This is a genomic window from Natranaeroarchaeum aerophilus, assembly GCF_023638055.1.
Lineage (GTDB): Archaea > Halobacteriota > Halobacteria > Halobacteriales > Natronoarchaeaceae > Natranaeroarchaeum > Natranaeroarchaeum aerophilum.
Genome location: NZ_JAKRVY010000002.1, coordinates 445,421 through 459,945 on the forward strand (window position 1 = coordinate 445,421; position 14,525 = coordinate 459,945).

Annotated in this window: 15 protein-coding genes; 3 read left to right on the forward strand and 12 right to left on the reverse strand. The window is 62.6% G+C overall.

The genetic code is table 11. The features are described 5' to 3' along the window. Positions 1-18 precede the first annotated feature (18 nt). The 3 genes from AArcSt11_RS06730 to AArcSt11_RS06740 all read right to left on the reverse strand — a co-directional run bounded on the left by AArcSt11_RS06730 (position 19) and on the right by AArcSt11_RS06740 (position 3,988). Positions 19-246 (reverse strand): hypothetical protein, encoded by a 228-nt coding sequence (locus tag AArcSt11_RS06730; protein ID WP_250595672.1) that lies wholly within the window; start codon positions 244-246, stop codon positions 19-21. Positions 247-424: 178 nt separating this feature from the next. Continuing rightward, positions 425-1,147 (reverse strand): DUF7117 family protein, encoded by a 723-nt coding sequence (locus AArcSt11_RS06735; protein WP_250595674.1) that lies wholly within the window; start codon positions 1,145-1,147, stop codon positions 425-427. A gap of 636 nt (positions 1,148-1,783) precedes the next feature. Beyond that, positions 1,784-3,988, reverse strand: a complete 2,205-nt coding sequence (locus AArcSt11_RS06740; protein ID WP_250595676.1) for an N-6 DNA methylase — start codon at positions 3,986-3,988, stop codon at positions 1,784-1,786. Positions 3,989-4,092: 104 nt separating this feature from the next. On the opposite strand from AArcSt11_RS06740, the gene AArcSt11_RS06745 reads away from it, so the two are divergent. Further along, positions 4,093-4,239, forward strand: a complete 147-nt coding sequence (locus tag AArcSt11_RS06745) for a DUF8555 family protein (protein ID WP_250595678.1) — start codon at positions 4,093-4,095, stop codon at positions 4,237-4,239. Positions 4,240-4,460: 221 nt separating this feature from the next. On the opposite strand, the gene AArcSt11_RS06750 is transcribed toward AArcSt11_RS06745, so the two are convergent. The 9 genes from AArcSt11_RS06750 to AArcSt11_RS06790 all read right to left on the reverse strand — a co-directional run bounded on the left by AArcSt11_RS06750 (position 4,461) and on the right by AArcSt11_RS06790 (position 12,445). Further along, on the reverse strand, positions 4,461-5,150 hold the full coding sequence (locus AArcSt11_RS06750) for an urease accessory protein UreF (protein WP_250595680.1): 690 nt from the start codon (positions 5,148-5,150) through the stop codon (positions 4,461-4,463). Then, a complete protein-coding gene (ureE, locus tag AArcSt11_RS06755) occupies positions 5,143-5,730 on the reverse strand; it encodes an urease accessory protein UreE (RefSeq protein WP_250595682.1) in 588 nt (195 codons plus the stop codon). The genes AArcSt11_RS06750 and ureE overlap by 8 nt, the downstream gene beginning before the upstream one ends. Before the next feature lie 2 nt (positions 5,731-5,732). Next, a complete protein-coding gene (locus AArcSt11_RS06760) occupies positions 5,733-6,716 on the reverse strand; it encodes an urease accessory protein UreD (RefSeq protein WP_250595684.1) in 984 nt (327 codons plus the stop codon). After that, positions 6,716-7,336, reverse strand: coding sequence for an urease accessory protein UreG (gene ureG, locus AArcSt11_RS06765; RefSeq protein ID WP_250595686.1), 621 nt, complete (start codon positions 7,334-7,336; stop codon positions 6,716-6,718). The genes AArcSt11_RS06760 and ureG overlap by 1 nt, the downstream gene beginning before the upstream one ends. After that, positions 7,336-7,698 carry an urease subunit gamma gene (locus AArcSt11_RS06770; RefSeq protein WP_250595688.1) on the reverse strand — a complete coding sequence of 121 codons (363 nt, stop codon included), beginning with the start codon at positions 7,696-7,698 and terminating at the stop codon, positions 7,336-7,338. The genes ureG and AArcSt11_RS06770 overlap by 1 nt, the downstream gene beginning before the upstream one ends. Before the next feature lie 6 nt (positions 7,699-7,704). After that, positions 7,705-9,411, reverse strand: a complete 1,707-nt coding sequence (gene ureC, locus AArcSt11_RS06775; protein WP_250595690.1) for an urease subunit alpha — start codon at positions 9,409-9,411, stop codon at positions 7,705-7,707. Further along, the gene (locus tag AArcSt11_RS06780; RefSeq protein WP_250595693.1) at positions 9,408-9,794 is read right to left on the reverse strand and encodes an urease subunit beta; all 387 of its coding nucleotides are present in this window, start codon (positions 9,792-9,794) and stop codon (positions 9,408-9,410) included. The genes ureC and AArcSt11_RS06780 overlap by 4 nt, the downstream gene beginning before the upstream one ends. A 226-nt stretch (positions 9,795-10,020) precedes the next feature. Further along, on the reverse strand, positions 10,021-11,004 hold the full coding sequence (locus AArcSt11_RS06785; RefSeq protein WP_250595695.1) for a metal ABC transporter permease: 984 nt from the start codon (positions 11,002-11,004) through the stop codon (positions 10,021-10,023). Positions 11,005-11,023: 19 nt separating this feature from the next. After that, entirely contained in the window at positions 11,024-12,445 is a 1,422-nt protein-coding gene (locus AArcSt11_RS06790) for a metal ABC transporter substrate-binding protein (protein WP_250595697.1), read from the reverse strand. 138 nt (positions 12,446-12,583) lie between these two features. Between AArcSt11_RS06790 and nikR the strand changes: the two genes are divergently transcribed. Beyond that, on the forward strand, positions 12,584-12,988 hold the full coding sequence (gene nikR, locus AArcSt11_RS06795) for a nickel-responsive transcriptional regulator NikR (protein ID WP_250595699.1): 405 nt from the start codon (positions 12,584-12,586) through the stop codon (positions 12,986-12,988). Between the two features lie 251 nt (positions 12,989-13,239). Continuing rightward, positions 13,240-14,511 (forward strand): urea ABC transporter substrate-binding protein, encoded by a 1,272-nt coding sequence (locus AArcSt11_RS06800; RefSeq protein WP_250595701.1) that lies wholly within the window; start codon positions 13,240-13,242, stop codon positions 14,509-14,511. Positions 14,512-14,525 lie beyond the last annotated feature (14 nt).

A 14,525-nucleotide genomic window follows, 5' to 3' on the forward strand; every position in this document is an offset into this window, starting at 1 on the left:
TACTCCGCTACTGCTGACTTACGCCGTTCTCGTCGACCATCTGTCCGCGATGACGAGTATTAGGAGTACCACGGCGACAATCATTGCACTCGAAACGACTGCTGCAATCCCGATTCCGAGACCAGTAACTGCGGCGTCGACGGTTAGCCCCTCTCGGAACAGGTTTGCCACGACGCCACCGCCGAGGAGGGCGACGAACCCGATCCGGAAGACTCGGAGTAGACGCTGTCTTTCATTATCGAGCATATTCGTCATTCAGCATCGACTGGTATAGGTGTTATCGGAGGCTTCGCACCACTGCTGTCGTGAACCAGAGGATAACGAACCACCAGCCGACGAGGACTGTCCACACCACTCGGACCAGGATGTCCACCACTGTGGCGTGTTCGTCCGCACCAATGGCTCTTGCCCTCGATGGCTCGGATCAGCCCGAGAGCCCGTCTAGTCGCTCCTGACACCGAACCAGCGCGTCCTCGTCGTCCCACCGCAGATATTCACAGAGTGCGCGGGCCGCTTTTACAAGCCGTTCTGCCGTCTCCGGATCGACGTCTCCCTGCAGCGCGCGAATTCGCTTTACGTGCTCCGTGAGCGACTGGAGCGTGGCGAGGGCCTCGTGGTCCGTTCGAGTTTGGTCGTCGAGATAGGTCTTCAGATCCGCCCGATACTCGTCGACGGCGTCGGCGTAGGCCAGCCCGCGCGCCTCGCGGATCGACGCCGGGACGCTCTCGGGGTCGGGGCGTTCGCCGTGGTCGGCCCCCCGGAGGAGAGAGAGGTAGTAGAGTTCTTCGTCCTCTGTGGGATCGAGCGACCGCCCGAAGACGTCACCGACCCCGCGGAGTTCGTGGGCGGCGAGGTAGACGTCGCCGAGGGGCTGGAGCTCTCCCGCATCGATAAAGCCGTGGCTGCGGATGTAGTCTCGACACTCCTCGACCGCTGCCGTGGCGATGTCCTCGCGGGACTCGTCGTCGATCATGTTTCGAACGCTGGTGAGAGAAAGCGTCGCGGGCGAGGCCGTGTGTCGTTTCCGTTCCTCGTCGATACCGACGCTCTTGACGCTCCCACACTCCGGACACGAGACGGTCCCGGTCTCGTAGTAGGACCAGCCCGTCCCACACTCTTTGCATTCTCGCTGGCCGCGAATCTCCATAGTCGGGTGTAACGCGGCGCGAGTGAAATACCCACTCCCTCGGGGGCTGCTTCGGTGGCTGCTCGCGAACCAGCGGTTCAGCAGGGCTCGGTATGCGGTGTAACATTGTAACATTATTTACAATATTACAAAGAGGTCGAGCAGAAGGCTACGCCCTGGATCCGGTCGACCGACTCAGGCAACAGTGACTTCCACGAAAGCCCCCGCCCGCTCGACGGCGCTGCGCCCGTGCGCGCTTCGGCTCGCTTCGCTCGCCTCCAGTGCTACCAGCCCGCAGCGCCGCCGACCGTGACGGCCCCTTTCAGTCCACCCACACCACCTCGTCCTCCCCAACCGGGCGTCTCCCGCCGGTCGACGCCCCCTCGCGCGGTGCCGGCACGGCCAGGCGCCGTGCCAGCACACGCCGGCAGCACCGCACCAGCACACGCCTTCAGCACCGTACCAGCCACGCCTTCAGCACCGTACCAGCCACGCCTTCAGCACCGGGACAGCACACAGCACCGCAACTATCGGGTGGCCTGGCGCGTCCCCTGTGACGCGCCAACGGGGAAGGGCAGGTCTGGTGCTGTGCGGGGCTGTTCCCGGTGGTCCGGTGGGCGAGGAGACGGGGCGCTGCCGGACTGACGGGCGCTGTCGTCACTCCCGTCGTGCGAGCAGCTCCTCGACGAGCGCGTCGATCTCGGCCCGGATCGGCTCCAGTGACTCGATCGTCGTCCGGTTGTACGCCCGCTTGCTCACGTCGGTATGTTCGGGGACGATCCCGTGGGCGGCCCGCGAGAGGTCGGCCAGCCGCTCTGCTGTCTCGGCATCGACGTCCTCGATCGCGGGCAGTTCGAGCCGCGAAACAACTGATTTCGAGAGGCTGGACTTGCCGCCCGAGGAGACGTCATCGAGCGTCCGCTGATAGGGTGAGGAGTTCAGCAGGGCACAGAGAACGTGAGCCTCGCGTTCGTCGTCGGTGCCGATGAACATGCAGTGATCGCCGGGAACGACCGGCTGCTCGCCAAGCCGCTCATCCTCGACCGACGAGACGACGACGAAATGGGGCTTGTAGCCGAGCCGACACCAGACCACTTTGTGCTCGGCCCAGGTGTACTCGCCGAGCCCGAAGACGTTGTAGAAGGTGCCGTTGTCGAGCCACGACGACGAGCGGGCGTCGAGTGCCGCACGGTTGTCGTCGAGATACGCGTAGGTCCGCGGACATTCCTCGCGAAGCCACGCCTTGTTGTCCTCGTTTGCAGCGTCGACCGGGACGAGCCGATAGTCGTGACCGAACAGCCCGAACTTGACGACGTGGCGCGATTTGAGATACGGAAAGACCCTGTCGGGTTCGAGATAGGCAATGCGGTCCGGATCGATCTCGAAGACGTCCCGGGCGTCGTCCTTGACGCCATGGCGGATCTCGTGGGCACACTCGCCGAGCGCGCGCCGTTCGGCGTCCTGCCGGATCCACGAGGAGGCAGAGTCGTCCTCGTCAACCGGGACGAAGCCTGTCTCCTCACGCGCGAGCGTCTGGCGCAGTCGATCGGTGGTCGTGAACTCCGGCGACGCCGCCCCGCGTGACCATGCAGTAACCGGAACTGGCCTGTGTGGCTCCGCATCGGCCGAAACCGAGTAGATCGCCGCACCGGCGCGCGCGTCCCCGAACGGACGCAGGCCGGTGAAATCGTGGACGTGTTCGACGGCAAGCGGAGCGTCGTTCAGGCGCTGTTCGCGCAGTCTGCGACCGGCTGGCCCCTTCGTGATTCCGCGTTTGAGTACGAACGCAGCGTCGGTGGGAGAGTACCGGTCAATACAGGCGAGCACGAACGGGACCGAGATGTCGTCGTTCGCGTGGCCGAGTTTCGCGTCTGCACCGGAGTGGGAGACGAGAGCGAGCCGCTCGGCGGGGCCGTCACGCCACGCCGCTCTCACTCGGTCGGGGAGCGCCGTCCAGGTGAGCCACGGCGGGTTGCCGACGAGGTGGTCGACGGTTGCTGCCACCGTGGTACCGCGGTACTGGAGATCATCCGAGCGCGTGAGTCCGAGTGCGTCGGTCAGGAAAACCGGAATCTCGACGGTATCGATCGCCGCATCGTCGAGTAGAGGGGAAAGCGCGAGCAGATAGGCAAGCCGCGCGCTCCGGACCGCGATCGGGTTGAGGTCGATACCGAACACGGTGTCGGTAATCGCCTTGACCTGCTCTGCGGGCGTCGGGGCGTCCTCGGCCGCCGCGTAGCTCGTCCGCTTGCGTTCGATCACTGCCGCACAAAAGACGCCGGAGCCACAGCCCGGATCCAGAACCGTCTCCGCCGCGAGGTCGTCGACAGACAGGGTTTCGACCGCCAGATCGGCGATCCCTCGCGGCGTATAGTACTCGCCAAGCGCCAGCCTGACCTGCTGGCTGACGACAGACTCGAACAGGTCGTGAAGGGTGCTCCCCGCGAGCGCCGTTACGTCGATGCCTGCGATCGTCCCGTCGACGTCGCGTTCGAGCCCGGTTCCGGCAATCGTGTCGTGTACGGCGGCGAGGTCGACTTCGAACGCCTCTGTATTTGATCCGGGTTCGCGGTTCATCACGGTGACGCCGACTGTCGCTTCGACGTGAGCGAGCAGTCGCTCGACGAGGAAGTCATAATACAGCGCGTCCGTGAAGGCCGACTCGGCCGAGACGCCGTCTGGGAGTTCGCCGAAGACGTCGCCGTGACTCTCCCGGAGGAACGACTGCCACGTCTCGAACGCGGTGGTGATGGTCGGATCGTTGTCGAGCGCTTCGCTGGCGCACTCCGTGTACTGCCGATAGGCCGGGCTACCGCGTTCGAATCGGTCCGAAAGCCGTTCGGCATGGGTCTGGTTCCGCACGAATATCTTCGTCCGTCTGGACGCCCTTTTAGCTACCAGCGGCTTAACCGCTGGGATCGCTGTCCGTCGCCGGATTCTTGGCGCTGCCGCCGGTACCACACTGTATGCGTGACGAAGCCGAAATCCGGGAGCAGTACGAGTACCTTCAGGAACAGCTTGACAGCGAGGAGATGCGTCACGAAGGAGTCAGACAGCTATTCAGCCACTACAAGCGCGCGCTGGGCTGGGTGCTGGAAGAAGAACATATGTGAGATCGATTGCGTAATCTGGACGAATGGTAGCGGCTCGTTTGCTCCGTGTCGGTACATTTATGAAGTGCCAGCGATTTTGTCTATGTGACGCTTCGCTTTGGAGGGCCGAAGCGTCAGCGGGGACCAATTCAGGGCGGCAAGCGGCACGGCGCGCTTTTTACGCGCGTGCCGCTTTCCTGTTTCAACAATCGACGAGCGACTGCAATGTCTCTTGAGGACTGTTATGACATGAACAGCCGCCTGTCCGCGCGTTCGTGACCCATCCCCATTAGCTCGGTAGTCGGTGCAAAGGACCACATGGCATCGAGCGGTTGTTGCCGGTACTCCTCGACGACGTCACCTATTACGGGCCGTAGTTCGTCGAGGACACGCTGGATTTCGGTGTGACTGAGCCGCCCGAGCCGCTGGGCAGCGCCGAGTAGATCCGTAATGAAGGAGTAGCCGTGAACGAGACACGCTTGTTCGTGTGTGAGCCCCTCGTGCTGGGCGACCGCGGCGAGAGCAACGACGTAGTTTCCGGGTGCACGGTCATCTTCGACGGCGCTCGCGTACGTGCCAGCTGTGCTTCCCTCACCGAACAGCGAGAGAACCTGCTCGCCTGCCTTCTCGGAGCTCTCGCGGAACTCCGCCGGAAGCGTCATCGAGTGCAGTCGTCGGTCGATCTCGACGAGCGCGTCGACGTCGCCGTCCGCAGACGCGGTATGCGCGTTCGAGAGGGCAACGATCTCGGCCGGGCCGACTATCGACCGGAGGTAATCTTCCAGTATCACCCGCAAGTCGTCGGCGTCCTCGATCCGATCGGTCTGGATGAACTGTTCGATCCCGTAGGAGGCGGTGTACGCGCCGACCGGCAGGAACGAATCTGCGAGGCGAAGCGATGTCAGAAAGGCGTCTGTGTCGTGGCTAGTCATGGTTGTGGTCCTCCGGGTGCTCATGTGAGTGGTCGTGATCGGTCTCGCTATCGTGTGAGTGGCTGTGATCCTCGCCGTGTGAGTGGTCCGGGTTCGGTTCCCCCTCGAGGAACAGACTCGGATCGACGAACTCGTAGTCGAGTTCGGCGTCGTCGGGGAGCGCGCCCGCGAGGACATCCTCGACGATGTGGCGGTCGGCCTCGACGGGAACGTACGCCATTCCGTCCTCGACCGCGAGGTCCCAGTGCTGGTTGCCGACGCGGTGGCCCAGTTCGAGCAGCGTCGTGGGCGCCGTGTCGGCGGGAAGATCGATGGTCAGCGCTTCGCGCTCCTCGAACGAAACGAGGATCAACCGATCATCGTCGTGGTAGAGCACGTCGCCGTCTTCCAGTTCCGGCTTGTCGACGAGGATGCCGAGGTCGGTACCAGCCTCCGTGTGAACCCGGAGCCGGGACTTTTTTCGATCGCCTGCGTCCAGCAGTACCCGTTCGAGGGTGCCCGCTTTTTCGTGTGTTTCGGCGGCGACCGCCAGTGATTCGTCGCGGTTCGTGTTGCCGATGATGCTGTTGACGGTGTACATGGTCAGAACTTCCGCAGGTCGGGAGCCGGTGCGTCGACGAGCTGGCGGCGCAACGCATCCCACACGTCCCCGAGTGTCGACGTTACGTCGGTCGATCTCTCACCGAGGACGCGGACGGCGATGCCAGCGTCTTCGGGGAGTGTCGACGGGCCAGCGAGGATCTCGCCCCTGGGGCCGTCGTTCGATTCCTCCCGCTCTGTCGCGGAACGGGTAGATTCCAGCCGCTCGTGGACGGTATCGCTGAGTGCCTCGGCGTTGTCGCCGGGCGACAGCACGTACAGCGTTCCGACGACGCCGAGCTCGCCGAAGACGCCGGGCGTTCGCGGGTCCAGTTCGTCGGGGTCGAGCACGACCGTGTCGGTGAGCAGGCGTCGCCCGTCGCACTCGGCGGTCACCCGCGAGTGAAACCGGTCGAAGCTAAAGGGTTCGTGCTCGGAGAGGCCGTCTGGGACGAGCACATCGGTGAAGATCACCGTCGAGTCGGCATCGACATCGACGTCGATCGTCTGGAAACAGCGCGAGTCCCTGTTGAGGATCGTCGGATCCGGAACGTATTCGAGATACGATCCGTCCGATGCCGCGAGGTCGACGCCGAGATGGGCGAAGTTGGTGTGCATCGAGTGGACTTTTGTCGCGCCCTGCCCGGTGACGCTCGCGAGCGCGGCGTCGTCGGCCTCGACCGAGAGCCGGTGTCGGTCGCCCTGTGCGACGCCACCGGTCGGCGTCTGGACGCAGAGCGAGGCCATCCCCTCACAGGGGTCGTGTGCGAGTGGGCCGGTGTGGTGGAACGGAACACGAGAGTAGTCCCGCAGCATCCGGGTTCCGGAGGGACCGCCCGCAAAACTCGCCTCCAGTACGCCGTCCTTGCCGACCGTTCCGGCGGGGATCTGTTCGATCTCCTCTCGTGCGTACTCCGCGAACGCTGGCGGCAGCGTCACATCCTCGACCGATCGATCCCGTCCGACAGCAGAATCCAGCCCACTCATCAGGCAAAGAGCACGTTATGCTCGATTCGTTCGGCCACGATATCGAGGTTCTCCTCCGCCTTGCAGTCGGTGAAGACGAACTCCTCGTCGCCACGAACCTCCCTGGTGTCTCGCTCCATCAGGTCCAGATCGGCGTCGACGTACGGTGCGAGATCGGTCTTGTTGATCACGACCAGATCCGACTGGGTGACACCCGGCCCACGCTTGGCCGGAATGTCGTCGCCCTCGGCGACCGAGATGACGAACATGAAGTAGTCCGCGAGTTCGGGGTTGAACGTCGCGGCGAGGTTGTCACCGCCGCTCTCGATCAGCACGACGTCCAGCTCGGGATGTTCCTCGACGAAGTCGTCGACAGCCGAGAGGTTCATCGACGGGTCTTCCCGGATCCCCGTGTGAGGACAGGCTCCCGTCTCGACGCCGCGGACGAGGTCGCCCGGGACCGTCCCGGCGACGGACTCGCGGAGCCGATCGGCGTCGGCCTGTGTCATGATGTCGTTGGCGATCACGCCGACCTCGTAGCCCCGGTCCGCGAGTCGCGGCACGAGCCGCTTGACCAGCGCCGTTTTCCCGGAGCCGACGGGACCACCGAGACCGACCTTGGCGACGTCTCGGTAGTCCATCACTCGCCCTCCACGACCCGCATGTGGTCGTCGATCTCTTCTAGCTGGTCAGTCGTATCCGCCCGGATGGGATCGTGGACCGTCACGAGCTTCGTCCCGTCGGGAAACACGGGCTCGACCTGAATCATATCGACCATCTCGGGGACGCCCTCCATGACGTCCTCGCGGGCGAGCAGTTGTGTCGCTTCCGAGCGTAGCGTCGCGACATCTTTCCCTTCACGGGCACCTTCACAGACCCAGTCGGAGATGTATGCGACAGTCTCGGGATGGTTGAGCTCGATCCCGCGCCGTTTGCGTTTGCGTGCCAGTTCCGCCGCCATGAACACCGTCAGGCGTTCGTCTTCTTTGGGAGTGAGTTTCATATTGACTCAGAGCATGTACCGCTGTGCGAGCGCGAGCTCCTCGGCCGGTTCGCAGGTAACGGGCTCGCCGTCGATCGCCACCTCGAACGTCTGTGCGTCGATCTCGATATTGTCCGGACAGTACGTGTTGTGGAGCATGTCCGATTTCCGGACATCCCGGAGCCCGGAGACCGGCAGGGCCTCCTTTTCGAGACCGTACTCCTCGCCGACGTCCGTATCGGCCGCCGCCTGACTGACGAACGCGACGCTCAGATCGTTCTTTGCCGAACCCATCGCGCCCGCACGCTTGCGGCCGACGACGGGCTCGCAGGTCATCAGCGAGCCGTTGGCCTCGCCCATCTCGCTCCAGGTCGGGAAGCCGCCTTTGATGACAGTGTGGGGCTTGATTCCGAAGAAGTCGGGCTCCCAGAGCACGATGTCGGCCATCTTGCCCGGTTCGAGCGAGCCGACGTAGTCGTCGATGCCAGCAGTGATCGCCGGATTGATCGTGTACTTGGCGACGTACCGGGCGATCCGATGGTTGTCCGCGTCGGTTCCCTCGTCGTCGGGAAGCGGGCCACGCTGTTTCTTCATCTTGTCTGCGGTCTGCCACGTCCGGGCGATGACCTCTGCCTGGCGCCCCATCGCCTGGGAGTCGCTGGTCATCATGCTGATCGCGCCGTCGTCGTGGAGCACGTCCTCGGCTGCGAGCGTCTCCGCACGAATCCGTGACTCGGCGAAGGCGACGTCTTCAGGAACGTTCGAATCAAGGTGATGACAGACCATCACCATGTCGAGGTGCTCATCGACCGTGTTCCTGGTAAACGGCATCGACGGGTTCGTCGAGGACGGCAGCATGTGCTGGTGGCCGACGAGTTCGAGCACGTCGGGTGCGTGACCGCCACCCGCGCCCTCGATGTGGAACATGTGGATCGCCCGCTCGCCAATCGCATCGAAGGTGTGCTCGACGAAGCCGGATTCGTTGAGTGTGTCGGTGTGGATACAGACCTGAATGTCCTCCTGCTCGGCGACATCCAGACAGGTATCGATCGCTTCGGGCGTTGTTCCCCAGTCCTCGTGGAGTTTGAGCCCTGCCGCGCCTGCCTCGATCTGTTCGTGCAGGGAGCCGGGCTTGCTGGAGTTACCTTTCCCGTAGACCCCGACGTTCATCGGCCACTCGTCGGCGGACTGGAGCATCCGTTTGATGTTCTCGGGGCCGGGTGTACACGTCGTCGCGCCGCCACCGAATCCGCCGCCCAGCATCGTCGTGATGCCCGACCCGAGCGCGTGCTCGAACAGCTGTGGGCTGTTGAAATGGACGTGAATGTCGAGCGCGCCGGCCGTCGCGATCATCCCATCCGCCGGGATCGTGTCTGTGTTCTGGCCGATCACCATGTCGACGCCGTCCATCGTTGCCGGGTTCCCGGCCTTGCCGATGCCCACGATCTCGCCATCCTTGACGCCGATATCACCCTTGACGACGCCGAGGGTCGGATCGATGATGACGACGTTTGTAAAGGCCCAGTCCAGCGCGCCCTCCGCACTGCCCGTTCCGGGTGCCATCCCCATCCCGTCGCGCATCGTCTTCCCGCCGCCGAAGACCGCCTCCTCGCCGGGCGTGCCGTAGTCGGTCTCGATCTCGGCGATCAGGTCAGTGTCGCCCAGCCGGATCCTGTCCCCGTCCGTTGCCCCGTACAGGTCGGTGTACTGTTCGCGTGACAGCTCTCGTGTCATTCGTCTACCCCCAGAAAGCCGCGTTCGCTCGCCCGTTCGAGTGCCCGTGCTTTGATCTCCTCGTCGTGGACGTCGCCGTTGGTGAGCCCCGCCATCCCGTGGACGATGCCCTCGCCACCGATCGCGACAAGCGGGACGTCACGCTCGTTCCCCGGCTCGAACCGGATCGCCGTCCCCGCCGGGACGTTCAGACGCATTCCGAAGGCCGACTCGCGGTCGAAATCGAGCTTTGGGTTCGCCTCGAAGAAGTGATAGTGCGAGCCGACCTGCACCGGCCGATCGCCGGTATTCTCGACCGTCACCTCGGTTGTTTCACGCCCTTCGTTGATCTGTACTGGCTCGTCGGCCTGAATCAACTCGCCGGGTACGAGTCCGTCAGACACGGTCGTCGCCTCCGGCCAAGTCAGTAGTACGTTCGTCGGATACCCTCATACTGGGAGTGGGTACGAAGAAAACCGATATAGCGGTTCGTTTTGACGAAAAAACCGCCGTCGGTCACCGCAAAACCACACAATATCATCGGTGATTGCCCGGAGTTTGATATCTAAATAGAATTAATACGTCTTTGTACGACGACTCTGGTCGGTTGCCCAGTTATCTGGACACAGCTCACCGGATCGTCAGTCTCCGTTGCCCGATTGTTGTGACGGCCACTGCGACGAGATAGATTCCAATAGCGATAACGACGATCGCCGCACCGGGACGGAGGCTATACTGCCACGAGAGCGCGAGGCCGGAGAGTACCGAGAACTCGCCCACGACGATCGAGCCGATCATCGATCCCCGAAAGGAATCGGCGATCTGTGCCGCCGCGGCAACCGGGACGATCAGCATGGCGGCGACGAGGATGACACCGAGAATCTGCATCGCCCCGACGACGACCAGCGCGGTTAGAACGATCAGCAGGGCATTGTACCGCGAAACGGGCAGTCGGGCAACGCGGGCCGCCCGCGGATCGAAGGTGATGAACAGGAGCTGTTTGTACGTCGTTGCGACGGTTCCGACGACGATGCCGGTCAGGATCGCCATCAGCGCGACGCTCCGGTCGTCGGTGATCGAGATACTGCCGAACAGGTAGCTGTTGATGTCGACGAACGCGAAGCCGCCGCCGAGGTCCAGAAAGAGCGCACCAACGGCGAAACTGCCGGTAAGAACGATTGCCACGGGCACGTCGCCGTGTGCGTCGGTGTGGTCCGCGAGATACTGGACGCCCACCGCGCCGATCACGGCCGCGCCGAGTGCGGAAAGCAGGAGCGGCGTCTCCCAGCCCGATGCCCCCAGTACGAGCGTCCCGAAGGCGACACCCGCAAACGCGGTGTGGGCCAGCGTCTCGCCGATCAACGCCATCTCTCGGTGGACGAGGTAGGTCCCGACGAGCGGCCCGATCAGGCCGATGAATACGCCGGTGGTAACCGCGTTCCACATGAAGCCATAACAGGCAATGCGTGTGCCTGCCGACTCCCCGGCAGTGCACGCGCGCTCGAAGAACCGCTCGGGCATGACGCCGAACGCGATAGCGACGAACCCGGCCAGCAGCGGTACTGACAGGACGAGGCCGATAGACTCCAGTCGGTCGTCAGTCTGTCGGATCATCCGGTGTCACTCAACACGACTACTCCGCTCCCAGCGCCGTGGCGAAGGCGGGAAGGTTGATCTCTTTCATCTGACTTATGTAGCTTCCGACCCCGTCTTCGTTCCACTCCTCGGTGACGCTTTCTGCAGGCGAAACCATCTCGATCGTGACCTCGTGATCGACCTCGTCGGCGATCACCGTCGCGGTATCGTTGCCGTCGAAGTAGTCCCAGAGGATGCAGTCGATTTCCTCGGATTCGACGAGTTCGACGGTCTCCGCGATTTCGTCGGGTGCGGGTTCGTGATCCGGTGAGAGCCCAACCGGCGTGTGGATCTCGAAGTCGTATCGCTCCCCGAGATACTGGAACGAGTCGTGGCCCGCAACGACGGCTACGTCGTGCTCGCGGTCGGCGAGGGTGGTTTCGTACTGCTCGTGCAGGTCGTTCAGCTCCCCGATGTACGTCGTTGCATTTGCCTCGTAGCTGTCAGCGTTGTCGGGGTCGATCTCCACGAGTGCGTCCCGAATGTTCCGGACACCTTGCTGTGCCCTGATTGGGTCTGTAAAGAACTTCGCGTCGTACTCGCCGTGGCTGTGATCGTGGTCATCGTGGCTGTGATCATGATCGTCGTCGTCATCGTGGTCGTGGTCATCCTCTTCCGTATCGTCGGCAACCGTCTCGACGACGTCGACCTCGGTCGGTGGTGCCTCCCACCGGCTCTCTCCGTCCTTCCGGAGCTGGAACACGACCTCAACAGTCCCGATGGAGTTGCCGTGCAGGTGGACGTGGTCGCCGTGGCTCTCGACGTCGAGTGCACCGTCACCCTCACCGACACTCGCATCGAGCGTGTACTGGCTATCCCCACCAAGCGGAACGTCAGTACCGTCCTCGTCGGTAACGACCGCGCCAAGTGAGACGTGCTCGTCGAGCGAGACGTCCGGCGGCCCGCCGTGCCAGTGGTCGCCGTGTGCCTCGCCGACGGCGTCGTCGACCGACCGATCGACAAGCTCGAACGTGTCAATCCGACCGATGCCGTCATGCTCGGAATCGTCAGCATGGTGTTCGTCGTGGCTGTGGTCGTGGCCCTCGTACTCCAGCAACTCGATCCCGGCCAGCGCGTCGACAAGAACTACGTCGTCCTCGTAGCCGTCGCGCACCTGCCCAGCAACGTCTTCGGCCCACGGCTGGAATCCGTCGACATCGAGGTAGACGAACACCTCTGACTCGACGATCGAGGGCAGCATATCAACTGATGGCGTCCACCCGTGTCCGTGTCCGCCCATGGGAACCGCGTTTTCGACTTCGTGTGCATCGCCTGTCACTGCGCGCGTGAACTCCGCGAGGGTAAAAAACGAGGCAAAAACACCGTCGTTGGCGTCCGAGAGCGCCGACGTACACCCGGCAAGCGTTCCTCCCGCGAGTATCGCTCCTGAGCCCCGCAGTAGATCACGTCTTGTCGGCATTGTGAGGGCGTTCCGAACCGTCGTTTTAGTCGTTTTTGTATTACTTCTATATAGAATAATAATACACACCAAAGCTAACTGTCATAATTGGCGATACCTGACGGCGGATATATACCCCCGGACCGATACGTGGTAGCCATGTCAGATAGCGTCGAGCGAGTGAGCCTCACGACTGATCCGGAGTTGATCGACGAACTCGATGCGGTCGTCGAGGACTGGGACTACGCGAGCCGATCGAAGGCGTTCCGGGACGCAGTACGGATGTTTCTGGCTGATCGACACTGGGACGACGACACCGACCGCCACCACAGCGGGTCGATCACCATCGTCTACGAGCACGATGTTCCGGGATTAAACGACGAGTTGCTTGAAATCCAGCATGACAACGAGGACGTAATCGTTTCGACCCAGCACGTCCATTTCGACGCTCATCGATGTCTGGAAACGATCGTCGTCGACGGTTCCGGGGACGCAATCCGGGATCTTGTTCACCGGATGGAGTCGCTTGGTGGCGTCAAGCAGGTGCGGTTTATCGCCGTCTAGTCGTTCTGAACTCTCTCGTTTGGGGTTGCACAAATGTCCAGTATTATCACACCTGACTATAGTATTCTTCCGTAGGGTCACACCAAATAGCTACTTACTGATATTATAAATTGCTGATAAGACTTATATCCTGCAATCGGTTGGGAGATTCTGTACAACATGAACCGATGTATGTCCATGTTTAAGGCCGAATATCTTGAAGACCACAGTGTTCTTTCCAACAAGTGCACCCTTTCGACGGAGGTAGATGTATGAACGACCGAACGTCAACCGGGCGTCGATCGTTTCTCGCCGGTGCAGGCGCACTCGGTATCGGCGCGCTTGCCGGCTGTACCGGTGCGCTCGATGGCGATGACGGGCCAGCTGTCGGCGTTCTCGAGGACCGCTCGGGCAACTTCCAGCTAAACGGCACCTCGAAGTGGCAGGCGACGCGTCTGGCGCTGGAAGAAATCAACGAGGAGGGTGGTATTCTCGGTGAGGAGATCGAGATTATCGATCCCGACCCACAGTCGGACAACGAGCGCTACCAGGAGCTCACCCAGGAGCTGATCCTCGACGACCAGATCGACGCCCTGTGGGCAGGCTACTCCAGCGCGACCCGGGAAGCGATCCGTCCGATCATCAACGATCACGATCAGCTGTACTTTTACACGACCCAGTACGAGGGCGGGGTCGCCGACGATACCATCTTCCCGGTCGGTTCGACCGCGCGCCAACAGCTCGGGGCAGTTGCTCCGTTCATGGCCGACGAGTTCGGTGATGACCTCTACATCATTACGGCCGACTACAACTTCGGACAGCTCTCCGCCGACTGGGTCAACGTCATGGCCGACGAGAACGACTGGAACGTCGTCGGCGAGGAGGCGATCCCGCTCGACGAGACGAACTTCTCGTCGGTGATCAACAACATTCAGGAAGCCGATCCCGACTTCATCATGTCGATGCTCGTCGGCGCGAACCACGAGAACTTCTACGACCAGCGTGACGCCAACGACATGCTGATCCCGATTGGCACGTCGACGACCCTCGCACAGGGCCACGAACACATTCGCTACGAACCGGACGCAGTCACCGACGTGTACGCGGGTGTCAGCTACATGGAGGAGGTCCCAGGCGAGGCAAACGACGAGTTCGTCGAGACCTTCTACGATCGCTGGGACGACGCCAACTACATCAACCAGGAGGCGTACAACAACTACTTCTCGGTGTACATGTGGCGCGACGCCGTCGAGGAGGCTGGCACCTTCGACCAGCAGGAGGTCATCGAGGTTCTCGAAGAGGGCGTCGAGTACGAGGGCCCGTCGGGATCGATCGAACTCGACGGCGCGACCCACCACATGACCCACAACATGCAGGTCGCCCACGCCGACGACAACCACGATATCAGCTTCGAGGAGGTCGGACACATCGAGCCTACCTTCCTCCGCGAGGAGGTCGAGGGCGGTGAGGGGATCGACCTGCGCGAACAGAGCCTCCAGACTCAGTACGAGCCCGGCGACGTGTACGGGGATATTCTGGAGTGATCACGGTGGTAGCA

What these genes read in the sequence shown, in the direction of transcription:
- AArcSt11_RS06730 (WP_250595672.1), bottom strand. Translation starts at nt 246, where the DNA reads ATGCTCGATAATGAAAGACAGCGTCTACTCCGAGTCTTCCGGATCGGG.
- AArcSt11_RS06735 (WP_250595674.1), bottom strand. Translation starts at nt 1,147, where the DNA reads ATGGAGATTCGCGGCCAGCGAGAATGCAAAGAGTGTGGGACGGGCTGG.
- AArcSt11_RS06745 (WP_250595678.1), top strand. Translation starts at nt 4,093, where the DNA reads ATGCGTGACGAAGCCGAAATCCGGGAGCAGTACGAGTACCTTCAGGAA.
- AArcSt11_RS06750 (WP_250595680.1), bottom strand. Translation starts at nt 5,150, where the DNA reads ATGACTAGCCACGACACAGACGCCTTTCTGACATCGCTTCGCCTCGCA.
- ureE (WP_250595682.1), bottom strand. Translation starts at nt 5,730, where the DNA reads ATGTACACCGTCAACAGCATCATCGGCAACACGAACCGCGACGAATCA.
- AArcSt11_RS06760 (WP_250595684.1), bottom strand. Translation starts at nt 6,716, where the DNA reads ATGAGTGGGCTGGATTCTGCTGTCGGACGGGATCGATCGGTCGAGGAT.
- ureG (WP_250595686.1), bottom strand. Translation starts at nt 7,336, where the DNA reads ATGGACTACCGAGACGTCGCCAAGGTCGGTCTCGGTGGTCCCGTCGGC.
- AArcSt11_RS06770 (WP_250595688.1), bottom strand. Translation starts at nt 7,698, where the DNA reads ATGAAACTCACTCCCAAAGAAGACGAACGCCTGACGGTGTTCATGGCG.
- ureC (WP_250595690.1), bottom strand. Translation starts at nt 9,411, where the DNA reads ATGACACGAGAGCTGTCACGCGAACAGTACACCGACCTGTACGGGGCA.
- AArcSt11_RS06785 (WP_250595695.1), bottom strand. Translation starts at nt 11,004, where the DNA reads ATGATCCGACAGACTGACGACCGACTGGAGTCTATCGGCCTCGTCCTG.
- AArcSt11_RS06790 (WP_250595697.1), bottom strand. Translation starts at nt 12,445, where the DNA reads ATGCCGACAAGACGTGATCTACTGCGGGGCTCAGGAGCGATACTCGCG.
- nikR (WP_250595699.1), top strand. Translation starts at nt 12,584, where the DNA reads ATGTCAGATAGCGTCGAGCGAGTGAGCCTCACGACTGATCCGGAGTTG.
- AArcSt11_RS06800 (WP_250595701.1), top strand. Translation starts at nt 13,240, where the DNA reads ATGAACGACCGAACGTCAACCGGGCGTCGATCGTTTCTCGCCGGTGCA.